Origin of the sequence: Rhodococcus sp. NPDC127593 (assembly GCF_042671975.1) — a bacterium.
Lineage (GTDB): Bacteria > Actinomycetota > Actinomycetes > Mycobacteriales > Mycobacteriaceae > Rhodococcus_F.
In genome coordinates, this window is sequence record NZ_JBHXWI010000033.1 from 87,500 (window position 1) to 108,984 (window position 21,485).

Annotated in this window: 19 protein-coding genes; 17 read left to right on the top strand and 2 right to left on the bottom strand. The window is 67.7% G+C overall.

Annotated features, from left to right (window positions below; translation table 11 throughout):
• Positions 1 to 20 precede the first annotated feature (20 nt).
• Positions 21 to 644: a mycofactocin system transcriptional regulator gene (gene mftR, locus ACFVJ3_RS28570; RefSeq protein ID WP_378455260.1), complete on the bottom strand. Its 624-nt coding sequence runs from the start codon at positions 642 to 644 to the stop codon at positions 21 to 23.
• A gap of 133 nt (positions 645 to 777) precedes the next feature.
• On the opposite strand from mftR, the gene mftA reads away from it, so the two are divergent.
• From mftA to eat, 14 genes are all read left to right on the top strand, one after another.
• Positions 778 to 873 carry a mycofactocin precursor MftA gene (mftA, locus tag ACFVJ3_RS28575; RefSeq protein ID WP_005573048.1) on the top strand — a complete coding sequence of 32 codons (96 nt, stop codon included), beginning with the start codon at positions 778 to 780 and terminating at the stop codon, positions 871 to 873.
• A gap of 2 nt (positions 874 to 875) precedes the next feature.
• A complete protein-coding gene (mftB, locus tag ACFVJ3_RS28580; protein WP_080578158.1) occupies positions 876 to 1,178 on the top strand; it encodes a mycofactocin biosynthesis chaperone MftB in 303 nt (100 codons plus the stop codon).
• A gap of 35 nt (positions 1,179 to 1,213) precedes the next feature.
• Entirely contained in the window at positions 1,214 to 2,431 is a 1,218-nt protein-coding gene (gene mftC, locus ACFVJ3_RS28585) for a mycofactocin radical SAM maturase (RefSeq protein ID WP_378455261.1), read from the top strand.
• 29 nt (positions 2,432 to 2,460) lie between these two features.
• Positions 2,461 to 3,642: a pre-mycofactocin synthase MftD gene (gene mftD, locus ACFVJ3_RS28590; protein ID WP_378455262.1), complete on the top strand. Its 1,182-nt coding sequence runs from the start codon at positions 2,461 to 2,463 to the stop codon at positions 3,640 to 3,642.
• A 16-nt stretch (positions 3,643 to 3,658) separates the two neighbouring features.
• On the top strand, positions 3,659 to 5,623 hold the full coding sequence (locus ACFVJ3_RS28595) for a mycofactocin system FadH/OYE family oxidoreductase 1 (RefSeq protein ID WP_378455263.1): 1,965 nt from the start codon (positions 3,659 to 3,661) through the stop codon (positions 5,621 to 5,623).
• Between the two features lie 8 nt (positions 5,624 to 5,631).
• Positions 5,632 to 6,444: a mycofactocin-coupled SDR family oxidoreductase gene (locus tag ACFVJ3_RS28600; RefSeq protein ID WP_378455264.1), complete on the top strand. Its 813-nt coding sequence runs from the start codon at positions 5,632 to 5,634 to the stop codon at positions 6,442 to 6,444.
• Positions 6,441 to 8,402: a mycofactocin system FadH/OYE family oxidoreductase 2 gene (locus ACFVJ3_RS28605; protein ID WP_378455265.1), complete on the top strand. Its 1,962-nt coding sequence runs from the start codon at positions 6,441 to 6,443 to the stop codon at positions 8,400 to 8,402. Before ACFVJ3_RS28600 ends, ACFVJ3_RS28605 begins: the two co-directional genes overlap by 4 nt.
• A 41-nt stretch (positions 8,403 to 8,443) precedes the next feature.
• A complete protein-coding gene (gene mftE / locus ACFVJ3_RS28610) occupies positions 8,444 to 9,166 on the top strand; it encodes a mycofactocin biosynthesis peptidyl-dipeptidase MftE (RefSeq protein WP_378455266.1) in 723 nt (240 codons plus the stop codon).
• A 106-nt stretch (positions 9,167 to 9,272) separates the two neighbouring features.
• Entirely contained in the window at positions 9,273 to 10,673 is a 1,401-nt protein-coding gene (mftF, locus tag ACFVJ3_RS28615; protein WP_378455267.1) for a mycofactocin biosynthesis glycosyltransferase MftF, read from the top strand.
• Positions 10,673 to 12,148: a mycofactocin system GMC family oxidoreductase MftG gene (gene mftG / locus ACFVJ3_RS28620; RefSeq protein WP_378455268.1), complete on the top strand. Its 1,476-nt coding sequence runs from the start codon at positions 10,673 to 10,675 to the stop codon at positions 12,146 to 12,148. Before mftF ends, mftG begins: the two co-directional genes overlap by 1 nt.
• A 66-nt stretch (positions 12,149 to 12,214) precedes the next feature.
• Positions 12,215 to 13,531 carry a transcriptional regulator gene (locus ACFVJ3_RS28625; protein ID WP_378455269.1) on the top strand — a complete coding sequence of 439 codons (1,317 nt, stop codon included), beginning with the start codon at positions 12,215 to 12,217 and terminating at the stop codon, positions 13,529 to 13,531.
• 75 nt (positions 13,532 to 13,606) lie between these two features.
• Positions 13,607 to 15,130, top strand: coding sequence for an aldehyde dehydrogenase (gene adh / locus ACFVJ3_RS28630; protein ID WP_005239499.1), 1,524 nt, complete (start codon positions 13,607 to 13,609; stop codon positions 15,128 to 15,130).
• On the top strand, positions 15,130 to 15,672 hold the full coding sequence (locus ACFVJ3_RS28635) for a DUF779 domain-containing protein (RefSeq protein ID WP_378455270.1): 543 nt from the start codon (positions 15,130 to 15,132) through the stop codon (positions 15,670 to 15,672). Before adh ends, ACFVJ3_RS28635 begins: the two co-directional genes overlap by 1 nt.
• 155 nt (positions 15,673 to 15,827) lie before the next feature.
• On the top strand, positions 15,828 to 17,282 hold the full coding sequence (eat, locus tag ACFVJ3_RS28640; protein WP_378455271.1) for an ethanolamine permease: 1,455 nt from the start codon (positions 15,828 to 15,830) through the stop codon (positions 17,280 to 17,282).
• 32 nt (positions 17,283 to 17,314) lie between these two features.
• On the opposite strand, the gene ACFVJ3_RS28645 is transcribed toward eat, so the two are convergent.
• Complete coding sequence (locus tag ACFVJ3_RS28645; protein ID WP_378455272.1) at positions 17,315 to 18,475, bottom strand: RNA-guided endonuclease InsQ/TnpB family protein; 1,161 nt, start codon at positions 18,473 to 18,475, stop codon at positions 17,315 to 17,317.
• 110 nt (positions 18,476 to 18,585) lie between these two features.
• On the opposite strand from ACFVJ3_RS28645, the gene ACFVJ3_RS28650 reads away from it, so the two are divergent.
• The 3 genes from ACFVJ3_RS28650 to ACFVJ3_RS28660 all read left to right on the top strand — a co-directional run bounded on the left by ACFVJ3_RS28650 (position 18,586) and on the right by ACFVJ3_RS28660 (position 21,386).
• Positions 18,586 to 19,998, top strand: a complete 1,413-nt coding sequence (locus tag ACFVJ3_RS28650) for an ethanolamine ammonia-lyase subunit EutB (protein WP_378455273.1) — start codon at positions 18,586 to 18,588, stop codon at positions 19,996 to 19,998.
• Positions 19,995 to 20,762 (top strand): ethanolamine ammonia-lyase subunit EutC, encoded by a 768-nt coding sequence (gene eutC, locus ACFVJ3_RS28655; protein ID WP_054245398.1) that lies wholly within the window; start codon positions 19,995 to 19,997, stop codon positions 20,760 to 20,762. Before ACFVJ3_RS28650 ends, eutC begins: the two co-directional genes overlap by 4 nt.
• A gap of 78 nt (positions 20,763 to 20,840) precedes the next feature.
• Positions 20,841 to 21,386, top strand: a complete 546-nt coding sequence (locus ACFVJ3_RS28660; RefSeq protein WP_378455274.1) for a hypothetical protein — start codon at positions 20,841 to 20,843, stop codon at positions 21,384 to 21,386.
• Positions 21,387 to 21,485 lie beyond the last annotated feature (99 nt).

A 21,485-nucleotide genomic window follows, 5' to 3' on the forward strand; every position in this document is an offset into this window, starting at 1 on the left:
GAGGTGATGGCTGGAGTGGGTCAGGTTCGGGTGTCGGGCTCGCCGAGGGAACTCAGCCCATCGTAGAGCGATTGCATTCCGCTGGCGAGTAGTTCGTTCAGTTCGAGCGAATCATCGTCGAGCCACTGCTCGTACGCCGACATCGCTACGCCGAGTAGGAGATAGCCGACTGTCCGCGGAACGTGGTCGGTCGATGAGGTTCCGAGCCGGCTCGCGACGTACTCGGCGATGACGTTGCGCCACCCTTCGTACATCACCACCGAATACGCCTGCAGGGCGGGGACTCGCAGGATCAGCCCCATGCGCTTGCGGTGGTTGATTTCCTCACTCTCGGGAAACGCGTTGAACTGCAGGAGTGCTGCGGTGAGCCCGTCGACGATCGGGATGTCATCGGGTTGCGCTGCGAGTTGGGCGCGCATTTCGGCGAGGTGGGCGTCGAAGTCTCCCCACGGGATCGCGTTCTTGGACGGGAAGTAGCGGAAAAGGGTGCGCCGGGCGATGCCGGACGCTTCGGCGACTTCGTCGACGCTGGTGGCGTCGAACCCCTGTTCCGTGAACAGTTCGATCCCGACGGTACTGATCCGATCCTGCGTTGTGGACGGGCGTCGCCCTATCCGACTGGATGGTTTTCGACGACTTCTCAATTTTCGTTCCCTCCCGATCTGTCATTCTGCACTCGATGCCATTACAGTGGTGAGGCGAGTCACAGGGACGGTCTCCTATGACGGGGAACATCCCTCCGGCTCGCGCCGTATCACCGAACAGTAGGAGGAAATCATGTCGGATCGCGACAACAACGTGCTGGAAAACGACTTGGTGGAGGAATCCCTGGTGGAAGAGGTCTCGATCGACGGCATGTGCGGCGTGTACTGATCATGTCCGCTCCAGCTTCTGCTTCAGTGGCCGGCAACGCCGGTATCGATCTCGATGTGGGCTGGAAGCTTCATCCGCAGGTGGCGCTGCGTCCCGAACCTTTCGGGGCGCTGCTCTACCACTTCGGGACGCGCAAGTTGTCGTTCCTGAAGAACCGCACGATCGTCGCGGTGGTCGAAGCCCTTCCCTCACACGCCGACGCCCGGTCCGCACTGCGGGCGCAGGGTATCGGGGACGACACTGCCGCGCAGTATGCGCGAGCGCTCGGCACGTTGGCCGAGTCGCACATGATCGTCCCCGCCTGACCAGCTCTCTTCACCCGTACCAGAGGACACAGCCCATGACCTCCATGCTCGAAAGGCCTTCCGCCCCGGTCGGCCGCCTCGTCGACCAGTTCGAACTCGGTCTCGACGCCCCGATCTGCCTCACCTGGGAGTTGACCTACGCGTGCAACCTGTCGTGTGTGCACTGTCTGTCCTCCTCCGGCCGGCGTGACCCGCGGGAGTTGAGCACCGAGCAGTGCAAGTCGATCATCGACGAACTGCAGCGTATGCAGGTCTTCTACGTGAACATCGGCGGCGGTGAGCCGACGGTTCGCTCGGACTTCTGGGAGTTGGTCGACTACGCGACCGCCCACCAGGTGGGGGTGAAGTTCTCCACGAACGGGGTGAAGATCGACAAGAAGGTCGCCGCCCGGCTCGCGGCCAGCGATTACGTCGACGTGCAGATCTCCCTCGACGGTGCGACGGCCGAGGTCAACGACGCCGTCCGTGGTCCGGGTTCGTTCGCGATGGCGGTGCGGGCACTCGAGAATCTGTCCGAGGCCGGTTTCAAGGACGCCAAGATCTCCGTGGTGGTCACCCGGCACAACGTGTCCCAGCTCGACGACTTCAAGGCCCTGGCCGACAAGTACGGCGCCACCCTGCGTATCACCCGGCTCCGACCTTCGGGGCGCGGCGCGGACGTGTGGGACGAACTGCATCCCACGCAGGCGCAGCAGCGTGAGCTCTACAACTGGCTGGTCGCCAACGGCGAGGGCGTGCTCACCGGCGACTCCTTCTTCCACCTGTCCGCGTACGGCGACGCGTTGCCCGGTCTGAACCTGTGCGGCGCCGGACGGGTGGTGTGCCTGATCGACCCGATCGGCGATGTCTATGCCTGCCCGTTCGCGATCCACGAGCAGTTCCTCGCCGGAAACATCGTGGCGGACGGCGGTTTCCAGCAGGTGTGGCAGACGTCGGAGCTGTTCCAGGAGCTGCGGTCCCCGCAGACCGGCGGCGCGTGCAGCAAGTGCGACCACTACGACTCCTGCCGCGGCGGATGCATGGCCGCGAAGTTCTTCACCGGGCTGCCCATGGACGGCCCGGACCCCGAATGTGTGATCGGCAACGGCGAACTGGCGTTGGCGGCCGCGGGGGAGATCCCGAAATCCAGTGTCGACCACTCCCGCACCGGCCAGCGCCGGACTCCGCGGGCGCCGGTTCCGTTGACGCTGATGGTGCGTCCGCCGGCCAAGATTTGTGACGAGAACCCGCTTGCGGGCATGGACCAGACGTAAGTCGTCTGCCAGGTACGAGAGGTATTGCCATGGGTAAGAATCCGTTCTTCGAGACGGTGGCCGAGGCTCAGCGTCGCGCGAAGAAGCGCCTGCCGAAGTCGGTGTATGCAGCGCTGATCGCCGGTTCCGAGCGGGGCGTGACGGTCGACGACAACATCGCGGCGTTCGCCGAGCTGGGGTTCGCCCCCCACGTCGTCGGTCTGTCCGACAAGCGTGAGCTGTCCACGACCGTGATGGGACAGCCGATTTCGCTGCCCGTCGTGATCTCCCCGACCGGTGTGCAGGCGGTGCATCCGGACGGCGAGGTCGCGGTCGCCCGTGCGGCGGCGGCGCGGGGAACGGCGATCGGTCTGAGCTCGTTCGCGAGCAAGTCCATCGAGGAGGTCACGGCGGCCAATCCTCAGACGTTCTTCCAGATGTACTGGGTCGGTAGCCGGGACGTGCTGATCCAGCGAATGGAGCGCGCCCGCGCAGCCGGGGCGACCGGACTGATCATCACCACCGACTGGTCGTTCTCGTACGGACGCGACTGGGGCAGCCCAGCCATCCCCGAGAAGATGGACCTCAAGGCGATGCTCCAGTTCGCGCCGGAGGGCATCACCCGTCCGAAGTGGTTGTACGAGTTCGCGAAGACCGGCAAGATCCCGGATCTGACCACCCCGAACCTGGCGCAGCCCGGTCAGGAACCGCCCACGTTCTTCGGTGCCTACGGCGAGTGGATGCAGACACCGTTGCCGACGTGGGACGACATCGCGTGGCTGCGCGAGCAGTGGGGTGGCCCGTTCATGCTCAAGGGTGTCATGCGGATCGACGACGCCAAGCGCGCCGTCGACGCCGGCGTCACCGCGATTTCCGTCTCGAATCACGGCGGCAACAACCTCGACGGCACCCCGGCGCCGATCCGAGCGCTGCCCGCCATCGCGGAGGCCGTCGGCGACCAGGTCGAGGTGCTTCTCGACGGTGGTATCCGCCGTGGCAGCGACGTCGTGAAGGCCGTCGCGCTCGGCGCCAGGGCGGTCATGATCGGCCGCGCGTACCTGTGGGGCCTCTCGGCGAACGGTCAGGCCGGCGTCGAGAACGTCCTCGACGTCCTCCGCGGAGGTATCGACTCGGCACTGCTCGGGCTGGGTCATTCGTCCATCCACGACCTCACGCCGTCCGACGTCGTGATCCCGCCGGGATTCGCGCGTGTGCTCGGCGCCGAATCCTGACCGACGAACGGCGTAGATGTCTGCGCAACTGACAGACCCGATCACCCTGGCCGGGCGCCACGCCCGGTCCAGGGTGCTTCTGGGTCCGCACCCCACCAATCTCGGTGCGGGAAGAACGCTTTCATCGCGGCACGTCGCGTACTACGAGCGTCGGGCGCGTGGTGGCGCGGGGATCGTCGTCACCGAGGTGGCGTCGGTCCATGCCTCCGACTGGCCGTACGAGCGGGCTCCGCTGGCGTCCGACTGCGTCGGCGGCTGGCGGGACGTGGTCGCGGCCTGCCGTCCGCGCGGCACGCTGGTGCTGGCCGGGCTGGGGCACACCGGACTGCAGGGGTCGAGCGCGTATTCGCAGGCGGTGCTGTGGGGGCCGTCGAGGATTGCCGACGTGATCTCCCGTGAGATGCCGATGCAGATGGAGCAGGCGGAGATCGACGGTCTCGTCGAGGGCTTCCGTGCCGCCGCGGCCGCGGCCGTGTCCGCGGATGTGGACGGTGTCGAGCTCGACGCCGGACCGAGAGGGTTACTGCGACAGTTCCATTCGAACCTCACCAATGTGCGCGAAGACGGGTACGGCACCGACCCGCTGCGCCTCACCCGGGAGGTCCTCGCCGCCGTCCGCGACGAGTTGGGCCCCGACCGGATCCTGTCCCTGCGCCTGAGTTGCGACGAGGAGACGTCCTGGGCGGGGATCACGCCGTCGATCGCCGCCGGACACGCACGGGAACTTGCCGAGGCTCTCGACCTGCTCGTGGTGGTCCGGGGCGGACCGATGACGCCGAACGCCTACCGGCCCGACTTCCACCGGCCACCCGCGTTCAACACTGAACTCTGCCGGGACATCCGCGCGGCGGTCGCAGGCGCGGTCCCGGTCGTCCTCCAGGGCAGTGTCGTCGATCCGGCCGACGCCCGGCGGGCGCTCGACGAGGGTGTCGCCGACGTCGTCGAGATGACGCGCGCCCAGATCGCCGACCCCGACCTCGTCGTCAAGATCCGGCGCGGTGCGGTGCCGCGGCCGTGTGTTCTGTGCAATCAGACGTGTCAGGTGCTCGACCCCCGCAATCCGGTCGTCACCTGTGTCGGTAATCCGACGGCCGGGCACGAGACCGTTGATCCCGCCGAGGACATCGCCGATGTGGCCGCCGGCGCGGTGCTGGTGGTCGGTGGTGGTCCGGCCGGTCTCGAGGCGGCGCGAGTGCTGGCCCTGCGCGGTCTCCGCGTTACCGTGGCGGACGCGTCGCCACGGCTCGGCGGGATCGTGCGAGCCGCCGCGGGGGCGCCGCACCTCACGGCGCTGACCGATTGGCTCGAGGACGAATGCCGCAGCCTCGGGGCCGAATTCCGTCTCGGTACCGCTGTCTCCGACGCCGAACTCGACGCCGCGGAACGCGCGGGCGCGACGGTGATCCTCGCGACCGGCAGCAGGGCTCGCCCGCTGCCGTTCCCGGTCGAGGGGAGCGTCCGGTGCATCGGCGCCGCGGACCTGCTGGATGGAGGGGCGCCGACGGACGGGCCCCACGTCGTCTTCGACCCAGTCGGTGGACCGGTCGGCGTGGCAGTCACCGAATGGCTCGCGGCGCGGGGACGGAATGTGAGCATCGTGACCCAGGACTCCGTGGCCGGCTCACGACTCGGCATGACCGGCGACCTCGCCGACGCCAACACCCGGTTGCAACGAGCCGGGGTGACGCGCCACCTCGACAGCCGCATCGTGTCGATCGGCGACGAAGGTGTGCGCCTACGCAACCGGTACACCGCCGAAGAGTCGGTGGTGCCGTGCACCGTGCTGATCGACTGCTCGCATCGCCTCCCCGACGACGCACTCGGCTCGTCACTCGAGGACGCGGTGCGGGTCGGCGACTGCGTGGCCCCCCGCACACTGCTCGAGGCGGTCCGGGAGGGTCGCACCGAGGCGCTGACCGTGATCGCGCACCGACACAACGAGTCCGACCACCATCCGTTCACCCTCGTCAACGAGAGATAGGACATTTCATGGGACAGTTCGACGACAAGGTCGCGTTCATCACCGGGGCTGCCCGTGGGCAGGGGCGGACGCACGCGGTGCGGTTGGCGCGGGAAGGTGCGGCGATCATCGCCGTGGACATCTGCGGGCCGGTGTCGGAGTACAACACCTACGAGCCGGCGACGCCGGACGACCTGGCCGAGACGGTGCGGCTCGTGGAATCCGAGGGCGGCAAGATTCTCGCCGAGCAGGCGGACGTGCGTGACAGTGCACAACTGAAGGCTGTCGTGGACCGGGGAGTCGAACAGTTCGGCCGGCTCGACATCGTGATCGCGAACGCCGGGATCTGCAATTGGAACCGCTTCTGGGAGATGCCCGACGAGCAGTGGGAGACGCTGATCGACGTGAACCTCACCGGCGCGTGGAAGACGTTGAAGGCTGCGGTCCCGGCGCTGATCGAGGGAGGTCGCGGGGGCTCGATCATCGTGATCAGCTCCGTCGCGGGCATCAAGCCGCTTCCGGGGCAGGCGAATTACGCCGCCTCCAAGTTCGGGCTCGTCGGACTCACCCAGACCGCGGCAAAGGAACTGGGCGAATACGGCATACGGGTCAACTCCGTTCACCCGTACGGGGTGAAGACCCCGATGGGCACGGATCCGGGCAGCCTCGTGATACTCGAGAAGCACCCGCACTATCTGTCGAGCTTCGGCACCATCCTCACCGAGCACCCGCTGGCCGACACCGACGACGTCACCGATGCGGTGCTGTGGCTGGCCGGAGACGGTTCGCGGAGGGTCACGGGCAGTCAGGTCGCCGTCGACATGGGCAACACCAAGGTGTGAGCACCTCCGCGTACCGCCACTTGTTCACCCGATTGCGCCTGGGGCCGCTGACCCTGCGCAATCGGGTGGTCTTCTCCGCGCACCTCACGGGGTACGCCGTCGACGGCCTGCCCACCGCGCAGCACGCCGCCTACTATGCGGCGCGCGCGAAGGGCGGTGCGGGCCTGATCATCTCCGAGGAGCACGCCACCCATCCCGGTGACTGGCCGTACGAGAAGGTGATCGCCGGCTACCGGCCGGAGGTCGTCCCGGGATACCGGCGGATCACCGACGCGGTCCACGAGCATGGTGTCCCGATCCTGGCTCAGGTCAACCACAACGGCGGTCAGGGATCGAGCATGTACTCGCGGCGGCCGCTGTGGGCGCCGAGCGCCGTCCCCGATCCTTTGTTCCGTGAAGTTCCCAAGGCGGTCGATCGGCGGGAGATCCGGACCCTCGTCGAGGGGTACGCGCGCGTGGCCGAGCACTGTGTCCGAGGCGGATTCGACGGGATCGAACTGCAGTGCTCCCACTCGTCGCTGGTGCGCAGTTTCCTCGCCCCCGCCACGAACCAGCGCACGGACCGGTACGGAGGATCGCTGGAGAACCGTGCCCGGTTCCTCCTCGAGGTCGTCGAGGCCGTGCGCGCCGCGATCGGTCCGGACCGCGCACTCGGGGTGAGGCTCGCGGGGGAGGACCTGTTCGACGGTGGAGTCCGCCTCGGCGAGGCGGTGGAGGTGGCCGCTCTGGTGGAGGCGGGCGGCCGCGTCGACTACATCAACACGTCCATCGGGATGGCCACCGAGACGCTCCACATGATCGAGGCGTCCATGGCCGTTCCTCGCGGGTATGCGTTGTTCGTCCCGAACGCCATCCGGCAACGGGTCGGTCTTCCCGTGGTGGGCGTCGGCCGATTCTCCGATCCGCACCAGGCCGACCAGGCCTTGGACGAGGGGCACTGCGACCTGATCGGGGTGGTGCGCGGCCAGATCGCGGACCCCGACTTCGCGGCGAAGGCCCTGGCCGGCGAAGAGGGAAACATTCGAACGTGCCTGGCGTGCAATCAGGAATGCATCGGGCGCATGGGGCTGGGCCGGTGGCTCGGGTGCGTCGTCAACCCGCGAGCGGGCAGGGAATCGGTCCTGTTGCCCGAACCGACCGTTCGCGGCAGGCGGGTCTTCGTGGTCGGCGGTGGACCGGCCGGGTTGAAGGCCGCGGCGACCGCGGCGCAGCGGGGTCACGACGTGACGTTGTTCGAACGCGCGACTGTTCTCGGCGGTCAGGTCCGGACGGCTGCCGTCGTCCCTGGGCGCCGGGAGTTCCTCGACCTCGTCGTCGATCTGGAATCGGAATGCGTTCGGCGTGGTGTGGACGTGCGGACCGGCACCGACGTGACCGCCTACGCACTAATGCAGGCATGTCCCGACGTGGTGGTGCTCGCGACCGGGGCGCGTCCGCGCCGACCGCGTTGGGCGGGCGCGTCGGACCGGGTGGTGGACGTGCGGGACGTGCTGGAGGGCCGCGCGCGTCCGTCCGGGACGGTGCTGGTGGTCGACGAACTCGGATTCCATCAGGGCACGTCGGTCGCGGAGTTCGCCGCCGACGCCGGGTGTGCCGTCACGATCTGCACACCGGGGATGATCGTCGGCCAGGACCTCGGCATCACGCTGGACCTCGAGGGATGGAACCGGCGGGCGCACGACAAGGGCATCGCGCAGGTGACGGACGTGGTGCCGGCCGGATGTTGCGTCGCCGACGGCGGGCGGCTCGTGGTCATGCTCCTGCACCACCCGACCGGTGAGTCGCGGCAGCTCACCGTCGACTGGGTGGTGTCCTCGGCGCATCAGCAACCGGAGGACGGGCTCTGGAAAGACCTGGCCGACAGCGGTATCGAGGTCCATCGCATCGGCGACGCACTGGCCCCGCGGCGCGCGCATTCCGCCGTCATCGAGGGGGAGCGGGTCGCCCTCGTGCTCTAGGAGGGCGCAGCGGTCGGTTCCGCGTCGCCTAGCATCGGAGGATGCCCCATTCCGGACACCTCGACGACGCGGTGTGGCCCGACCTCGTGTCCCGTGTGTCGACGGTCGTGGTCCCGGTCGGCTCTCTCGAGCAGCACGGTCCGCACCTGCCGCTCGACACCGACACCGCCATAGCCGACGCCGTGTCCCGCGCGCTGCCGCACGTACTGGTGGCACCCCCGATCGCCTACGGCGCCAGCGGCGAGCACGAGGGGTTTCCCGGGACCGTCTCGCTCGGGGCAGAGGCGCTGGAGACCGTGCTGGTCGAGTACGGCAGGTCCGCGTGCCGGTGGGCCGACCGCGTGCTGTTCGTCAACGGTCACGGAGGAAACGGGCCCGCGCTGGTCAAGGCTGTCGCCTTGCTTCGGTACGAGGCCCGCGACGTGGCCTGGGTGCCGTGTGCAGTACCAGGGGCGGACGCCCATGCCGGGCGTACGGAAACGTCCTTGTTGCTGCACCTTTCACCCGGTCGGGTGCGGTTGTCCAGGGCTGAAGCCGGTAATACGGAACCTGTTGCGAGGTTGATGCCAAGACTGCGCGAAGGCGGTATGGTCGCCGTGTCGGCCAACGGCGTGCTCGGTGACCCGACGGACGCTACGGCCGCGGAGGGGGCGCAGATCTTCGGCGTACTCGTCGACACAGTCACCAAGGCACTGGTCCGGTGGGAACCGGGCCCCGATGGAAGGCTCCGGTCGGAACCGGGCGCCGATGGGAGGCTCCAATGACCCGCACGGGCGTCCTCGAGTTGCCGAGGGCGGATTTCCGGCATGCCTACGCGACCAATTTCCGGCATGCCCTGCCAGCACTCTCCGATCCGCATACGATCGACTGATGCGCCAAGCTCGACTTCCCGATGGATTCGGGATCCGAATCGACCCCAAGGTACGCGCATATTCCGGAGGTCGAGTGCTCATCGGCGGTTCGCCGACTCGGATGCTGAAGCTGGCGCCCACCGCCGCGGCCATGATCGGAGACGGCTACCTCGAGGTCGTCGATCCGCAGTCCGCGGTCGTCGCACGCCGCCTCCTCGACTCGGGGGTCGCCAACCCGCGCCCCATGAGTACTCCGTCCCCCCGGGATGTCACCGTTGTCATTCCGGTGAAGAACAACGCGTCCGGGCTGCACCGGGTGCTGGCCTCGCTCCGCGGACTCGCGGTGGTCGTCGTCGACGACGGCTCCGACGTCCCGATCGTCGCGCCCGTGCTGCAGAACGGGTGCGGTGGTCACGTCACCGTCCTGCGACACGAGACGGCCAAGGGGCCGGCCGCGGCACGGAACACCGGTCTGCGTTACGCCGCAACTCCGTTCGTGGCGTTTCTCGACTCCGACGTCCTGCCGCGCACCGGCTGGATCGAGGTCATGCTCGGCCACTTCAGCGATCCCGCGGTCGCACTCGTCGCCCCGAGGATCGTGGCGCTCGAACCCGAGGCGAGCACACTCGCGCGGTACGAGCACGCCCGCTCCTCCCTCGACCTCGGACGCAAGGAGTCCGCGGTCCAGTCCGGCGGCCCGGTGTCGTATGTCCCGAGCGCCGCGATGATCGCCCGTCGCGAGGTGCTCGACGAGTTCGGCGGCTTCGACGAATCCATGCACGTGGCGGAGGACGTCGACCTGTGCTGGCGACTCCAGGAGTCCGGCTGGCGACTGCGGTACGAGCCCGTGGCCCACGTTGCGCACGATCACCGTGTGACGTTCGGAAAGTGGTTCGACCGCAAGCTGTTCTACGGCACCGGTGCGGCGCCGCTGGCGGCGAGGCATTCGGGCATGGTTCCACCGCTGTCGATGTCGCCGTGGACGTTCTTCGCGTGCATCGCCGCCGCCACCTGTACCCGGCTGGGCCTGCTCGGCGCCGTCGCCACGCTCGCGATGATGTTGCTGCGCCTGCGCCGCATGTTCACGGGCCTCGACCAGCCCACCCGCATCGCCGCGATCCTCGCGGCCCAGGGCTTCGCCGGCGGTGCCTGGCAGCTGGCGTCCGCGATGTGTCGCCACTACTGGCCGATCACACTGCTGGCGGTGCTGCTGTCGAAACGGATTCGCCGTATCGCGCTCGCGATCGCCGTCGCCGAGGGCGTCGCCGACTGGGTGACTCACCGGGAGCCCGGGGGACTGGGACCCGTGCGGCACACCGTGTTCAAGCGGATCGACGACGTGGCGTACGGCGCCGGGCTCTGGAAGGGCGCCATCACCGCCCGCGACCTCGATGCATTGAAGCCCCGGTTGAAGTCGTAGTGGCCGATCCGATTCGCGCCGCCGACGTCGTGGTCGTCGGCGGCGGTTCGAGCGGATGTGTGGTGGCTGCCCGGCTCAGCGAGAATCCCGGACGATCGGTTCTTCTCCTGGAGTCCGGACCCGGCTACCGGTCGGTCTCCGACTGTCCCGTGCTCGACTACCGGACGCTGCCGGTCGGTCCGGGCAGCGCGTTCGCGGAGACGTACGGCGTGGAGTTGGCTCCGAGCGTGCCCTCGGCCATGGTGCGTGGGCACGTCCTCGGCGGTTCGGGCGCCGTCAACGGCGCCTACTTCGTCCGAGGGACGGAAGCGGACTTCCGGCACTGGCCCGCGTCGTGGTCGTACGAGAACGTGCTGCCCGCCTTCCGGGCACTCGAGCGTGACGCCGACTTCGACGACTCCCGGCACGGCACGACCGGGCCGATGCCTGTTCGCAGGCAGCCCGCGGAACGGCTGAGCGAGATCAGCGCGGCATTTCGCGCCGCGGCGCTCGGCGCGGGACATCCCGAGGAACCCGACAAGAACGGCGCCGGCGCCGGCGGGGTCGGTCCGGTGCCCCTCAACGTCGACGGCGGCCGCCGTGTCAGCACGGCAGTGGCGTACCTGCTGCCGGTGTGGGAGCGGCCCAATCTGACGGTCGAAGCGAATTCCGATGTCGTCCGAATCCTGTTCTCCGGTAACGAAACCGTCGGGGTGGAGGTGGAGTCGGACGGCTTGCGGCGCACGGTCCGCACCAGTCGGGTCGTGCTGGCGGCAGGTCCCGTCGAAACCCCAGTGCTGCTGATGCTTTCGGGAATCGGACCGGCAGAACACTTGAAGGACAACGACATTCCCGTCGTGCTCGACGTGCCCGGTGTCGGCAGCGAATTCAGCGATCACCCCGAAGTCGCTCTGCCGTACCGTATCCGGGACTCGATCCGCCGCAGCGACACGAGCCCGGTCGTCGAAACGGTGCTGAATGTCGGCGACCTCGAGATCCGTCCGTACACGGCGCCGTTCGACGTGCTCGTCCCCGGATCCGGGCAGCCCGACCCGGTCTTCGGGATCGGGCTCATGGTGACGGACAGCCGGGGCGACATCCGGCTCACGTCGGGGCACCGCCGGGACCGTCCCCGAATCGTATACCGCTACGCGCAATCCGCCGCCGATCGCCGGGCGCTGCGCGAGGGGCAGGCCATCGGACTGGAACTGCTCCGTTCACCGGAACTCGGTCCGCTGCTCGAACCGCTGTCCCGGGAGGTGTCCGACCGCGCGGTGCTCGCCCACCTGGGGACGTCGCTGCACCTGTGCGGCAGTTGCCGGATGGGCGGACGCGACGACGCCGGCGCGGTGGTGGACGAGTGGTGCAACGTCCGCGGAATGGAAGGACTGACCATCGCCGACACCTCGGTGTTCCCGGTGGTCCCGAGCCGTGGGCCGCACGCCACGGCGGTCATGGTCGCCGAGCGCGTCAGTACCTTCCTGGGGGAGGAGTGACCGAGGGGACGACACAGGCCCGTGTGATGCGGGTTACAGTAGGCAGAGACGCCGTGGAGGAGTTCGATGCAAAGTCAACCGCCCACCGGGGGCAATCCGTGGGTCGCCGTGCGCCCGGGAGACGACGTCGCAATGCTGGCGCGCAGGGTGTCGTCGGCGCATCAGTTGTTCGTCGAGCGTCACGCGCCCGCCGATCGTGCCCCGGACGGTGAGGGGAGTTCCGTCCGTTCCGTCATCCTCGACTCGTGGATGCGCAGCACCAGCAAGGGCGTGAACCCGGACGGGTCGGCCCGCGCGGTCGATCTGGCGGCCGCGGATCTCGCCGTGTACCGGGCGTCGCACCCGATGTCGATCATCCGCCCGGTGGTCCGCAAGCTTCTCGTCGAGGACGCCGCCGACACCGGACTGCTCGTGGCCATCACGGACGAGAAGGGTCAGCTGCTGTGGGTCGAGGGCGATTCGTCCGCCAAGGACCGCGCACTGGAGATGAACTTCGTCGAGGGCGCCGACTGGAGTGAGGACACCGTCGGCACCAACGCCCCTGGTACCGCGCTGGCGCTCGACCACTGCGTGCAGATCTTCGGGGCCGAGCATTTCAGCCGCTCGGTGCACGACTGGAGTTGTTCGGCGGCTCCCGTCCACGACCCGGCGACCGGACTGATCGTCGGGGCGATCGACATCACCGGTGGTCCGCGGGTCGCGGTGCCCGAGGTGCTCTCGCTGATCAGGGCGACCGTCGCGGCCGCCGAGGCGGAGTTGCGCCTACACCAGCTGCGTTCACCGCATCCGCTCGTCGAGACGGTGCTGCGGTTGGAGGTGCTGGGATCGGGACGGCCGACTCTGGTCCGTGGGGCCGACCGCATCCCGCTGTCGCAGCGGCACGCGGAGATCCTCCTGCTCCTGGCGGAGCATCCCGAAGGCCTGAGTTCCGACCGTCTCGCGGTCCTGCTGGACGAGAACGAACTCGACGCCGTCACGATTCGTGCCGAGATGTCCCGCCTGCGTAAGGTTTTCGGCCCCGCAAACCTCGGTTCGCGGCCCTATCGGCTGCTCGCCGAGTTGACGTCGGACGTCCGGCAGGTCCGCGGAGCCCTGGACCGTGGTGAGCTCGCCGCCGCCCTCGACGTCTACTCGGGCCCGGTCCTCCCCGGGTCGGAGGCGCCCGGGGTCGAGGACCTTCGCGACGAGTTGCGGGCACGCGTCCAGGCGGCGCTGCTTCGAGAAGGTGATCAACGGTTGCTTGCCAAGTGGACCACGTCCGTCCACGGCCGCGAGGACGTCGCCGCATGGGAGGCGTACCTGGCAGGCCTCGACCCGCGTTCGCCCCTGTATTCGCAGGTCAAGTCCAGGATCGATCTGTTCGATCAGCAGTACGCAACGTAGTTGCAACGGTACGGTCCCTAGTGTTGTGAGTCACACCCAGTTCCACCCGAGTTTCACGACACCAGGGAGTTATCGATGACCGTGTATGCCCGCCCGGGTTCGCCGGACGCCGTCATGTCCTTCCAATCGCGTTACGACAACTGGATCGGCGGCCAGTGGGTTGCGCCCGTCAAGGGCCAGTACTTCGAGAATCCGACACCCGTCACCGGGCAGCCGTTCTGCGAGGTCGCGCGTTCGACGTCCGAGGACATCGAACTTGCGCTCGACGCCGCACACGCCGCGGCTCCGGCCTGGGGCAAGACATCGGTGGCCGAGCGCGCCATCATCCTGAACAAGATCGCGGACCGCATCGAGGAGAACCTCGAGTCCATCGCGCTCGCCGAGTCCTGGGACAACGGCAAGCCGATCCGTGAGACCCTGAACGCCGACATTCCGTTGGCCATCGACCACTTCCGGTACTTCGCCGGCGCGATCCGGGCGCAGGAAGGCGCACTGTCGGAGATCGACTCCGACACCGTCGCCTACCACTTCCACGAGCCGCTCGGCGTCGTCGGCCAGATCATCCCCTGGAACTTCCCGATCCTCATGGCCGTGTGGAAGCTCGCTCCCGCACTCGCCGCAGGGAACGCGGTCGTTCTCAAGCCCGCCGAGCAGACCCCGGCGTCGATCCTGCACCTGATCTCCGTCATCGGCGACCTGCTGCCCGCCGGTGTGGTGAACATCGTCAACGGCTTCGGTGTGGAGGCGGGCAAGCCGCTCGCCTCGAGTCCGCGGATCCGGAAGATCGCGTTCACCGGTGAGACCACCACGGGTCGGCTCATCATGCAGTACGCGTCGCAGAACCTGATCCCGGTCACCCTCGAACTCGGTGGCAAGAGCCCCAACATCTTCTTCTCCGACGTGCTGTCCTCCAACGACGACTACCAGGACAAGGCGCTCGAAGGCTTCACGATGTTCGCCCTCAACCAGGGTGAGGTGTGCACCTGCCCGTCGCGTTCGCTGATCCAGGAGGACATCTTCGACGAGTTCCTCGCGATGGCGGCCATCCGCACCAAGGCCGTCCGCCAGGGCGACCCGCTCGACACCGACACGATGATCGGCGCGCAGGCGTCGAACGATCAGCTCGAGAAGATCCTGTCGTACATCGAGATCGGCAAGGGCGAAGGCGCCAAGGTCGTCACCGGCGGTGAGCGTGCCGAACTCGGCGGCGACCTGTCCGGCGGCTACTACGTGCAGCCGACGATCTTCACCGGGCAGAACAAGATGCGGATCTTCCAGGAGGAGATCTTCGGTCCCGTCGTCTCCGTCACGTCGTTCAAGGACTACGACCAGGCCATCGAGATCGCCAACGACACGCTGTACGGCCTCGGCGCCGGCGTGTGGTCGCGGGACGGTGGCGTCGCCTACCGGGCCGGTCGTGACATCCAGGCCGGCAGGGTGTGGACCAACACGTACCACCAGTACCCCGCGCACGCCGCGTTCGGTGGTTACAAGCAGTCCGGCATCGGCCGCGAGAACCACCTGATGATGCTCGAGCACTACCAGCAGACGAAGAACCTGCTGGTCAGCTACGCCCAGAAGGCTCAGGGCTTCTTCTGATGGACACAGCCCGGGCGCCTCAGCGCCTGAAGGCAACCGCCGGGGCGGTGGAGCTTCTCCGCCGCCTCGGCGGTACCCACGGGCCACTGATGATGCATCAGTCCGGCGGGTGCTGCGACGGGTCCGCGCCGATGTGTTACCCCGACGGTGAATTCATCGTCGGCGACCGCGACGTGCTGCTCGGCGTCCTCGACCTGCGTCTCGGTGTCGGGGAGACCCCGTCCACCCGGCCCGACGGTGGCGATGCGGTACCCGTCTGGATCTCCGGTTCGCAGTTCGAGGCGTGGAAGCACACCCAGCTGGTGCTCGACGTGGTGCCCGGTCGCGGATCGGGATTCAGCCTGGAAAGTCCCGAAGGCATGCGCTTTCTCAGTCGTGCGCGTGCCTTCACCCCGGAGGAGAACGCCAGCCTCGCCGCGGAGGAGGTCATCGTGGGTCAGCGATGGGAGCAGGGCTGGAGGCCCGCGCCGTCCCCCGAACCGCAAGTGGTCGCCGAAGCCGTCGACGCATGTCCCGTGCCCGCCCGCCGCCCCGGCCCTTAGCGCCCCGCAGTGCACTACGACCTCGGTTTTTACGTCGTGGTCATGATTCGCTGACACGACGTGTACACAACTCGTTCAACATTGGCCTCGGCCGTCCGACTCCGCTCCTCGAGCGGCGCGGGCGAGGCACTATTCGGATCGACGTAGGGGACGGAATGTCACTCGTAGAACCATCCAAGAATTCCGGAACCGGGCAACATCACGATGCTGCCGATTTCCACTCGGAAGACAGCAGCTATCTGGAAAAACGCACGCTCCGTAAGGGTTCGGCCGGCTGGGTGCTGCTCGCCGGCCTCGGTGTCAGTTACGTGATCTCGGGCGACTACGCCGGATGGAACAACGGACTGGCCGAGGGCGGATTCGGCGGCCTGCTGATCGCCGGAGTCGTCATCGCGGGCATGTACCTGGCCATGGTGCTGGGCATGGCTGAAATGTCGTCCGCCCTTCCCGCCGCGGGGGGCGGCTACACGTTCGCGCGGCGCGCACTCGGGCCGTGGGGCGGATTCGCCACCGGCACGGCCATTCTCATCGAATACGCGATCGCGCCCGCCGCCATCGCGACCTTCATCGGCAGCTACGTGGAGTCACTGAACCTGTTCGGGATCACCGACGGGTGGTGGGTGTACCTGGCGGTCTACGCCATCTTCATCGGAATCCATCTCACCGGAGCCGGCGAAGCGCTCAAGGCCATGTTCGTCATCACGGCGATCGCGCTCGTCGGTCTCGTGATCTTCGCGGTCTCCGCGATCGGTCTGTTCGACGCGAGCAACCTCACCGACATCGCCGCGACCGATGCGGTGGGCGCGTCGAGTTTCCTGCCCTTCGGCGCATTCGGAATCTGGGCCGCCGTCCCGTTCGCCATCTGGTTCTTCCTCGCCGTCGAAGGCGTGCCGCTGGCCGCGGAGGAGGCCCGCGAACCGGAGAAGAACGTGCCCCGCGGAATCATCATCAGCATGCTCATCCTCATCGTCACGGGCGCCACCGTCCTGTTCCTCGCCACCGGAGCGCTCGGTGCCGAGAGCCTCTCGACATCCGGAAACCCGCTGGTCGAGGCGCTCGGCGACGGAACCGCGGCGAAGGTCGTCAACTACATCGGTCTGGCCGGCCTCGTCGCCAGCTTCTTCTCGATCATGTACGCCTACTCGCGGCAGACGTTCGCGCTGTCCCGCGCCGGTTACCTTCCCAAGAACCTGTCGATCACCAATTCGCGGAAGGCGCCCACGCTCGCCCTCATCGTGCCGGGTGTCGTCGGGTTCGTGCTGTCGCTCACCGGTGAAGGCGCGATGCTGCTGAACATGGCAGTGTTCGGCGCGGCCGTCAGCTACGTGCTGATGATGGTCAGCCACATCGTCCTCCGGAGGCGTGAGCCGGAGATGAAGCGGCCGTACCGCACGCCGGGCGGCATCGTCACCACGTCGTTCGCGCTCGTCATCGCGGCCGCCGCGGTGATCGCCACCTTCCTCGTCGATCCGGTCGCCGCGTTGTGGACGCTCATCGCGTTCGCGGCCTTCATGGCCTACTTCGGCCTGTACAGCCGCCATCACCTCGTTGCCAATTCGCCCGACGAGGAGTTTGCTGTTCTTGCGAAGGCAGAGGAAGAACTGGATTAACGGCTCCCCGCGGGAGGCGGAGGATTTCACGCTCAGACCGCATGAACATTCGACCCGAAGGCGGAATGCGCATGGCTGACGTCGTCAACACGAGTGTGGCCCCGTTCTGCCACAACCAAGATCACCCTGGCAGCGTTCCTGTCTCGGCAGTCGATGAATCCGCACTCCCGACACTGGAAGGTTCGTTCCGCGAGCCCGAGTCGCTGCTTGGCTCTCGCAAAACAACTCGAACACGTCATCGTCGTGTACGCGGGCGGCGCGACCAAAACCACCTTCCGGCCGGCCCGCGCGGCACACTCGATCAGTTCCCGCTTCGATATTCCGATCGCTGCATCGCTGGCCTTGCGGGCCATCGTGGACTTGGCGAGGAACTTTGGCGCGAAGTCCTCGACCGCGATCAGATGATGATTGTCGACAACACTTTTCGCCCAGGCCCTCGCATCATGCCGGGCCTGCCGAGCAGCCGTCTTCTGCAAGGTCGCTGCGGCCTTGCGAGCCCGCTGGTATCCCTTCGACTGCGGCCCACGCTTGCCGCTGTGTCGTCGGGCCATCTTCCGCTGCGCCTTGCCGAGCTCGGCGGCGCAGCGCTTTCGATGTCCCAGATACGGCAGGTCGAACTCCGTACTGGTGGTCGTGGCCGTGACGGACACACCCCAGTCGATGCCGATCCCACTGCCCTCATCGGCAGCGGGGGCAGCGACGACTTCGCGTCGCACCACGAACGACGCGTACCAGTGCCCGAGCGAATCTCGATGCACTCGCACAGAGGTCGGCTCGGCTGGGAGCTCGCGCGACCACACCACCGGAATCACGATGTCCTTCGCCAGACACAGTCGACCGCCACGGCAGGAAAATCCTCGGGAGCTGTATTCGAGCGACGGAAGCGTCTCCCGGCGCGTCTTGAACTTCGGGCGCCCGCGCCCCTTCACTGCAAACGAGTGCTTCAGAGATTGCGCATACGTGCGCAAGACCTGCTGCTGAGGAACCTGCGCACCCTCCCGCAGCCATGCATCATGGCTGCGGGCATCGGTCAGAAGTTTTCCGAGCTTGGCGAACGTCGGCTTGCGCCCGGCCTTCTGCTGCCGCACAGCCTCGTTCCACAGATACCGGCAACGATGCCACTCCGATTCGAGCGCGCGCACAGCCGTCGCGCCCGGCCGAAGCCGAAAGCTGAACCGCACGATTTCCTCCACAGCATTACCGTAGTCAGGAGCACCGACATGAACAGACGTCACACTCACCGCATCTGCCTGACGAGCTGCATCCAGATTCGAAGAGGTGGGGCAGAGACCCGTGAGTCCGAATGACCACCTACAGTCACGGAGTCGCAGGAACCGGGTACTCGTTCGACGGTCTCGTCGACCTCATGGCCAAGGCGACACCGCTCCGCAGCGGTGACGAACTCGCCGGATGCGCGGCATCCTCCGACGCCGAACGCGCCGCCGCGCAATGGGCGCTGGCCGACGTCCCGCTCGGCACTTTTCTGAACGAACTCGTCGTTCCCTACGAGGACGACGAGGTCACGCGGCTCATCATCGACTCGCACGACCGGATCGCGTTCGGCGAGATCTCCCATCTCACCATCGGCGGTCTGCGCGACTGGCTGCTGGACGTCGCGGCGCGGGACGGCGCGGCCGAGACGTTCCGCCGCGTCGCCCCGGGGCTCACCCCGGAGATGGTCGCGGCGGTCAGCAAGATCATGCGCAACCAGGACCTCATCGCGGTCGCGCGGGCCGTCACCGTCACCGCGGGATTCCGCACGACGCTCGGCGTACCGGGGCACCTCGGAACCCGGCTTCAGCCCAACCATCCCACCGACGATCCACGCGGTATCGCGGCCGCCACCCTCGACGGCCTGCTGCTCGGCTGCGGTGACGCCGTCATCGGGATCAACCCGGCCACCGATTCGCCGCACGCCACCGCGGAACTGCTCCACCTGCTCGACGACATCCGGCAGCGCTTCGACATTCCGGCGCAGTCGTGCGTGCTGTCGCACGTGACCACCACGATGGGCCTGATCGAGGAAGGCGTACCCGTCGACCTCGTGTTCCAGTCCATCGCCGGAACCCAGGGCGCCAATTCGAGTTTCGGCGTGGACATCTCACTGCTCCGCGAGGCCAACGCGGCCGGCCGGTCGCTGAAACGCGGCACCGTCGGCGACAACGTCATGTACCTCGAAACGGGTCAGGGCTCGGCGCTCAGCGCCGGCGCCCACCTCGGCACGGGTGGCCGGCCCGTCGACCAGCAGACCCTCGAGACCAGGGCGTACGCGGTGGCCCGTGATCTCGAGCCGCTGCTGATCAACACGGTGGTCGGGTTCATCGGTCCGGAGTACCTGTACGACGGCAAGCAGATCATCAGGGCCGGGCTCGAGGACCACTTCTGCGGAAAACTCCTGGGCCTGCCGATGGGTGTCGACGTCTGCTACACCAATCACGCCGAGGCCGACCAGGACGACATGGACACGCTGCTCACCCTGCTCGGTGTGGCAGGCGCGGCCTTCGTCATCGCGGTACCCGGCGCGGACGACGTCATGCTCGGGTACCAGAGTCTGTCGTTCCACGACGCACTGTACGCACGTCAGGTGCTCGGACTCAGGCCGGCACCGGAATTCGAGGACTGGATGCGCCGTCTCGGGATGGTCGACGACGCGGGGCGGGTCCTGCCGGTCGACGCGTCGGCGTCGCCGCTGCGGGCGCTGACGGTGGCACCATGAGCGATCCTGTGGTGCAAGACTTCTGGGCGGAACTACGGGCCACGACTCAGGCGCGTATCGGTCTCGGCCGCACCGGTGACGCCCTGCCCACGCAGCGCGTCCTCGAGTTCCGGTCCGCGCACGCCGCCGCACGTGACGCCGTCCACCAACCGCTCGACGCGGAGGCACTGGCCGAGCAGGTCGAGGCCGTGGGCCTGGGCAGGCCCGTGGTCGTCACGAGTCAGGCATCGGACCGCAGCGAGTACCTGCGCCGACCCGACCTGGGCCGCACACCGGCAGACCTGTCCGCGGTTCCCGCGGGAACCGCCGAGGTGGGATTCGTCCTCGCCGACGGGTTGTCGCCCCGGGCGCTCACCGATCACGGGGTGTCCCTGCTGTCCGCGCTGGTCGACGAATTCGGTGGGACGTACTCGCTGGCGCCGCCGGTGATCGCGACCCAGGCCCGGGTGGCCCTCGGAGATCACATCGCGCAGGCACTGGGCGTGCAGACACTCGTCCTGCTGATCGGGGAGCGGCCCGGACTGTCGGTGGCCGACAGTGTCGGCGTCTATCTCACGCACCTCCCGCGCCCCGGACGCACCGACGCGGACCGGAACTGCGTGTCCAACATCCACCCACCCGAGGGGCTCGGTTACGAACTCGCAGCCCGCGTCGTGGCGGGTCTCGTGTCCGGCGCCAGAAAACTGGGCCGGTCCGGAGTGGAGTTGAAGGACACCTCCCGCGCGGACGCGCTCGCAGCCCCCTCGGAGATCCTCGAACTGTAGTCGTGTTATCTAAAGGGCGGCAGGTCCGACCGGGCCCGCGGAGAACCGCCCTGGACGGGGTGTGACGAGGAGAGATCTATGGCCTTCGCTGGCAATGTGGACGAGTTGGCCCTGCTGCAGGCGGTCCGGTTGAAAGAGCAGGTCAGCGCGCCTGTTCTGGCCGAGCATCTCGGTGTGAGCGCCGCGTCGGCGCAGGCCGCCTACGACGCGCTGCTGACCCAGGGCAAGGCGCAGGAAGTCTCGGACGGCCGGATCGGGCTCACCGAGGCCGGACTGTCGGAGCTCGAGGATCAGCTCGACGCCGAGCGGGTGTCCATCGACGAGGACTCCATTGCGGAGGTGTACGAGAGCTTCGTGCCGTTCCACGAGGAGTTCGTCGGACTGATCGATTCGGCCGACGCCGATCAGCTGGCCGATCTGGACCGTCGTGCGTCGGTCGTGTTCGACGACCTGTCGGCGTTCGTGCCCCGGTTGTCCCGCTACCAGGACCTGTTCGCCGACGCTCTCGCGAAAGTGGCTGCGGGGGAGACGAAGTGGATCTCGGAACCCGTGATCGACTCGTACGCCACCGTGTGGATCGAGCTCCGTAAGGAACTGCTCGGCGCGTCCGGCACTGCCGAGTGACGTGACACGCGTCACCACCCCCCCTATTCGGGGGTGGTGACGCAGTGAGCCGGATCACTACTTTTCTCTCATCCGGGATACGCCCACCAGGGTGTTCCC

What these genes read in the sequence shown, in the direction of transcription:
- mftA (WP_005573048.1), top strand. Translation starts at nt 778, where the DNA reads ATGTCGGATCGCGACAACAACGTGCTGGAAAACGACTTGGTGGAGGAA.
- mftB (WP_080578158.1), top strand. Translation starts at nt 876, where the DNA reads ATGTCCGCTCCAGCTTCTGCTTCAGTGGCCGGCAACGCCGGTATCGAT.
- mftC (WP_378455261.1), top strand. Translation starts at nt 1,214, where the DNA reads ATGACCTCCATGCTCGAAAGGCCTTCCGCCCCGGTCGGCCGCCTCGTC.
- mftD (WP_378455262.1), top strand. Translation starts at nt 2,461, where the DNA reads ATGGGTAAGAATCCGTTCTTCGAGACGGTGGCCGAGGCTCAGCGTCGC.
- ACFVJ3_RS28595 (WP_378455263.1), top strand. Translation starts at nt 3,659, where the DNA reads ATGTCTGCGCAACTGACAGACCCGATCACCCTGGCCGGGCGCCACGCC.
- ACFVJ3_RS28600 (WP_378455264.1), top strand. Translation starts at nt 5,632, where the DNA reads ATGGGACAGTTCGACGACAAGGTCGCGTTCATCACCGGGGCTGCCCGT.
- mftE (WP_378455266.1), top strand. Translation starts at nt 8,444, where the DNA reads ATGCCCCATTCCGGACACCTCGACGACGCGGTGTGGCCCGACCTCGTG.
- mftF (WP_378455267.1), top strand. Translation starts at nt 9,273, where the DNA reads ATGCGCCAAGCTCGACTTCCCGATGGATTCGGGATCCGAATCGACCCC.
- ACFVJ3_RS28625 (WP_378455269.1), top strand. Translation starts at nt 12,215, where the DNA reads ATGCAAAGTCAACCGCCCACCGGGGGCAATCCGTGGGTCGCCGTGCGC.
- adh (WP_005239499.1), top strand. Translation starts at nt 13,607, where the DNA reads ATGACCGTGTATGCCCGCCCGGGTTCGCCGGACGCCGTCATGTCCTTC.
- ACFVJ3_RS28635 (WP_378455270.1), top strand. Translation starts at nt 15,130, where the DNA reads ATGGACACAGCCCGGGCGCCTCAGCGCCTGAAGGCAACCGCCGGGGCG.
- eat (WP_378455271.1), top strand. Translation starts at nt 15,828, where the DNA reads ATGTCACTCGTAGAACCATCCAAGAATTCCGGAACCGGGCAACATCAC.
- ACFVJ3_RS28650 (WP_378455273.1), top strand. Translation starts at nt 18,586, where the DNA reads ATGACCACCTACAGTCACGGAGTCGCAGGAACCGGGTACTCGTTCGAC.
- eutC (WP_054245398.1), top strand. Translation starts at nt 19,995, where the DNA reads ATGAGCGATCCTGTGGTGCAAGACTTCTGGGCGGAACTACGGGCCACG.
- ACFVJ3_RS28660 (WP_378455274.1), top strand. Translation starts at nt 20,841, where the DNA reads ATGGCCTTCGCTGGCAATGTGGACGAGTTGGCCCTGCTGCAGGCGGTC.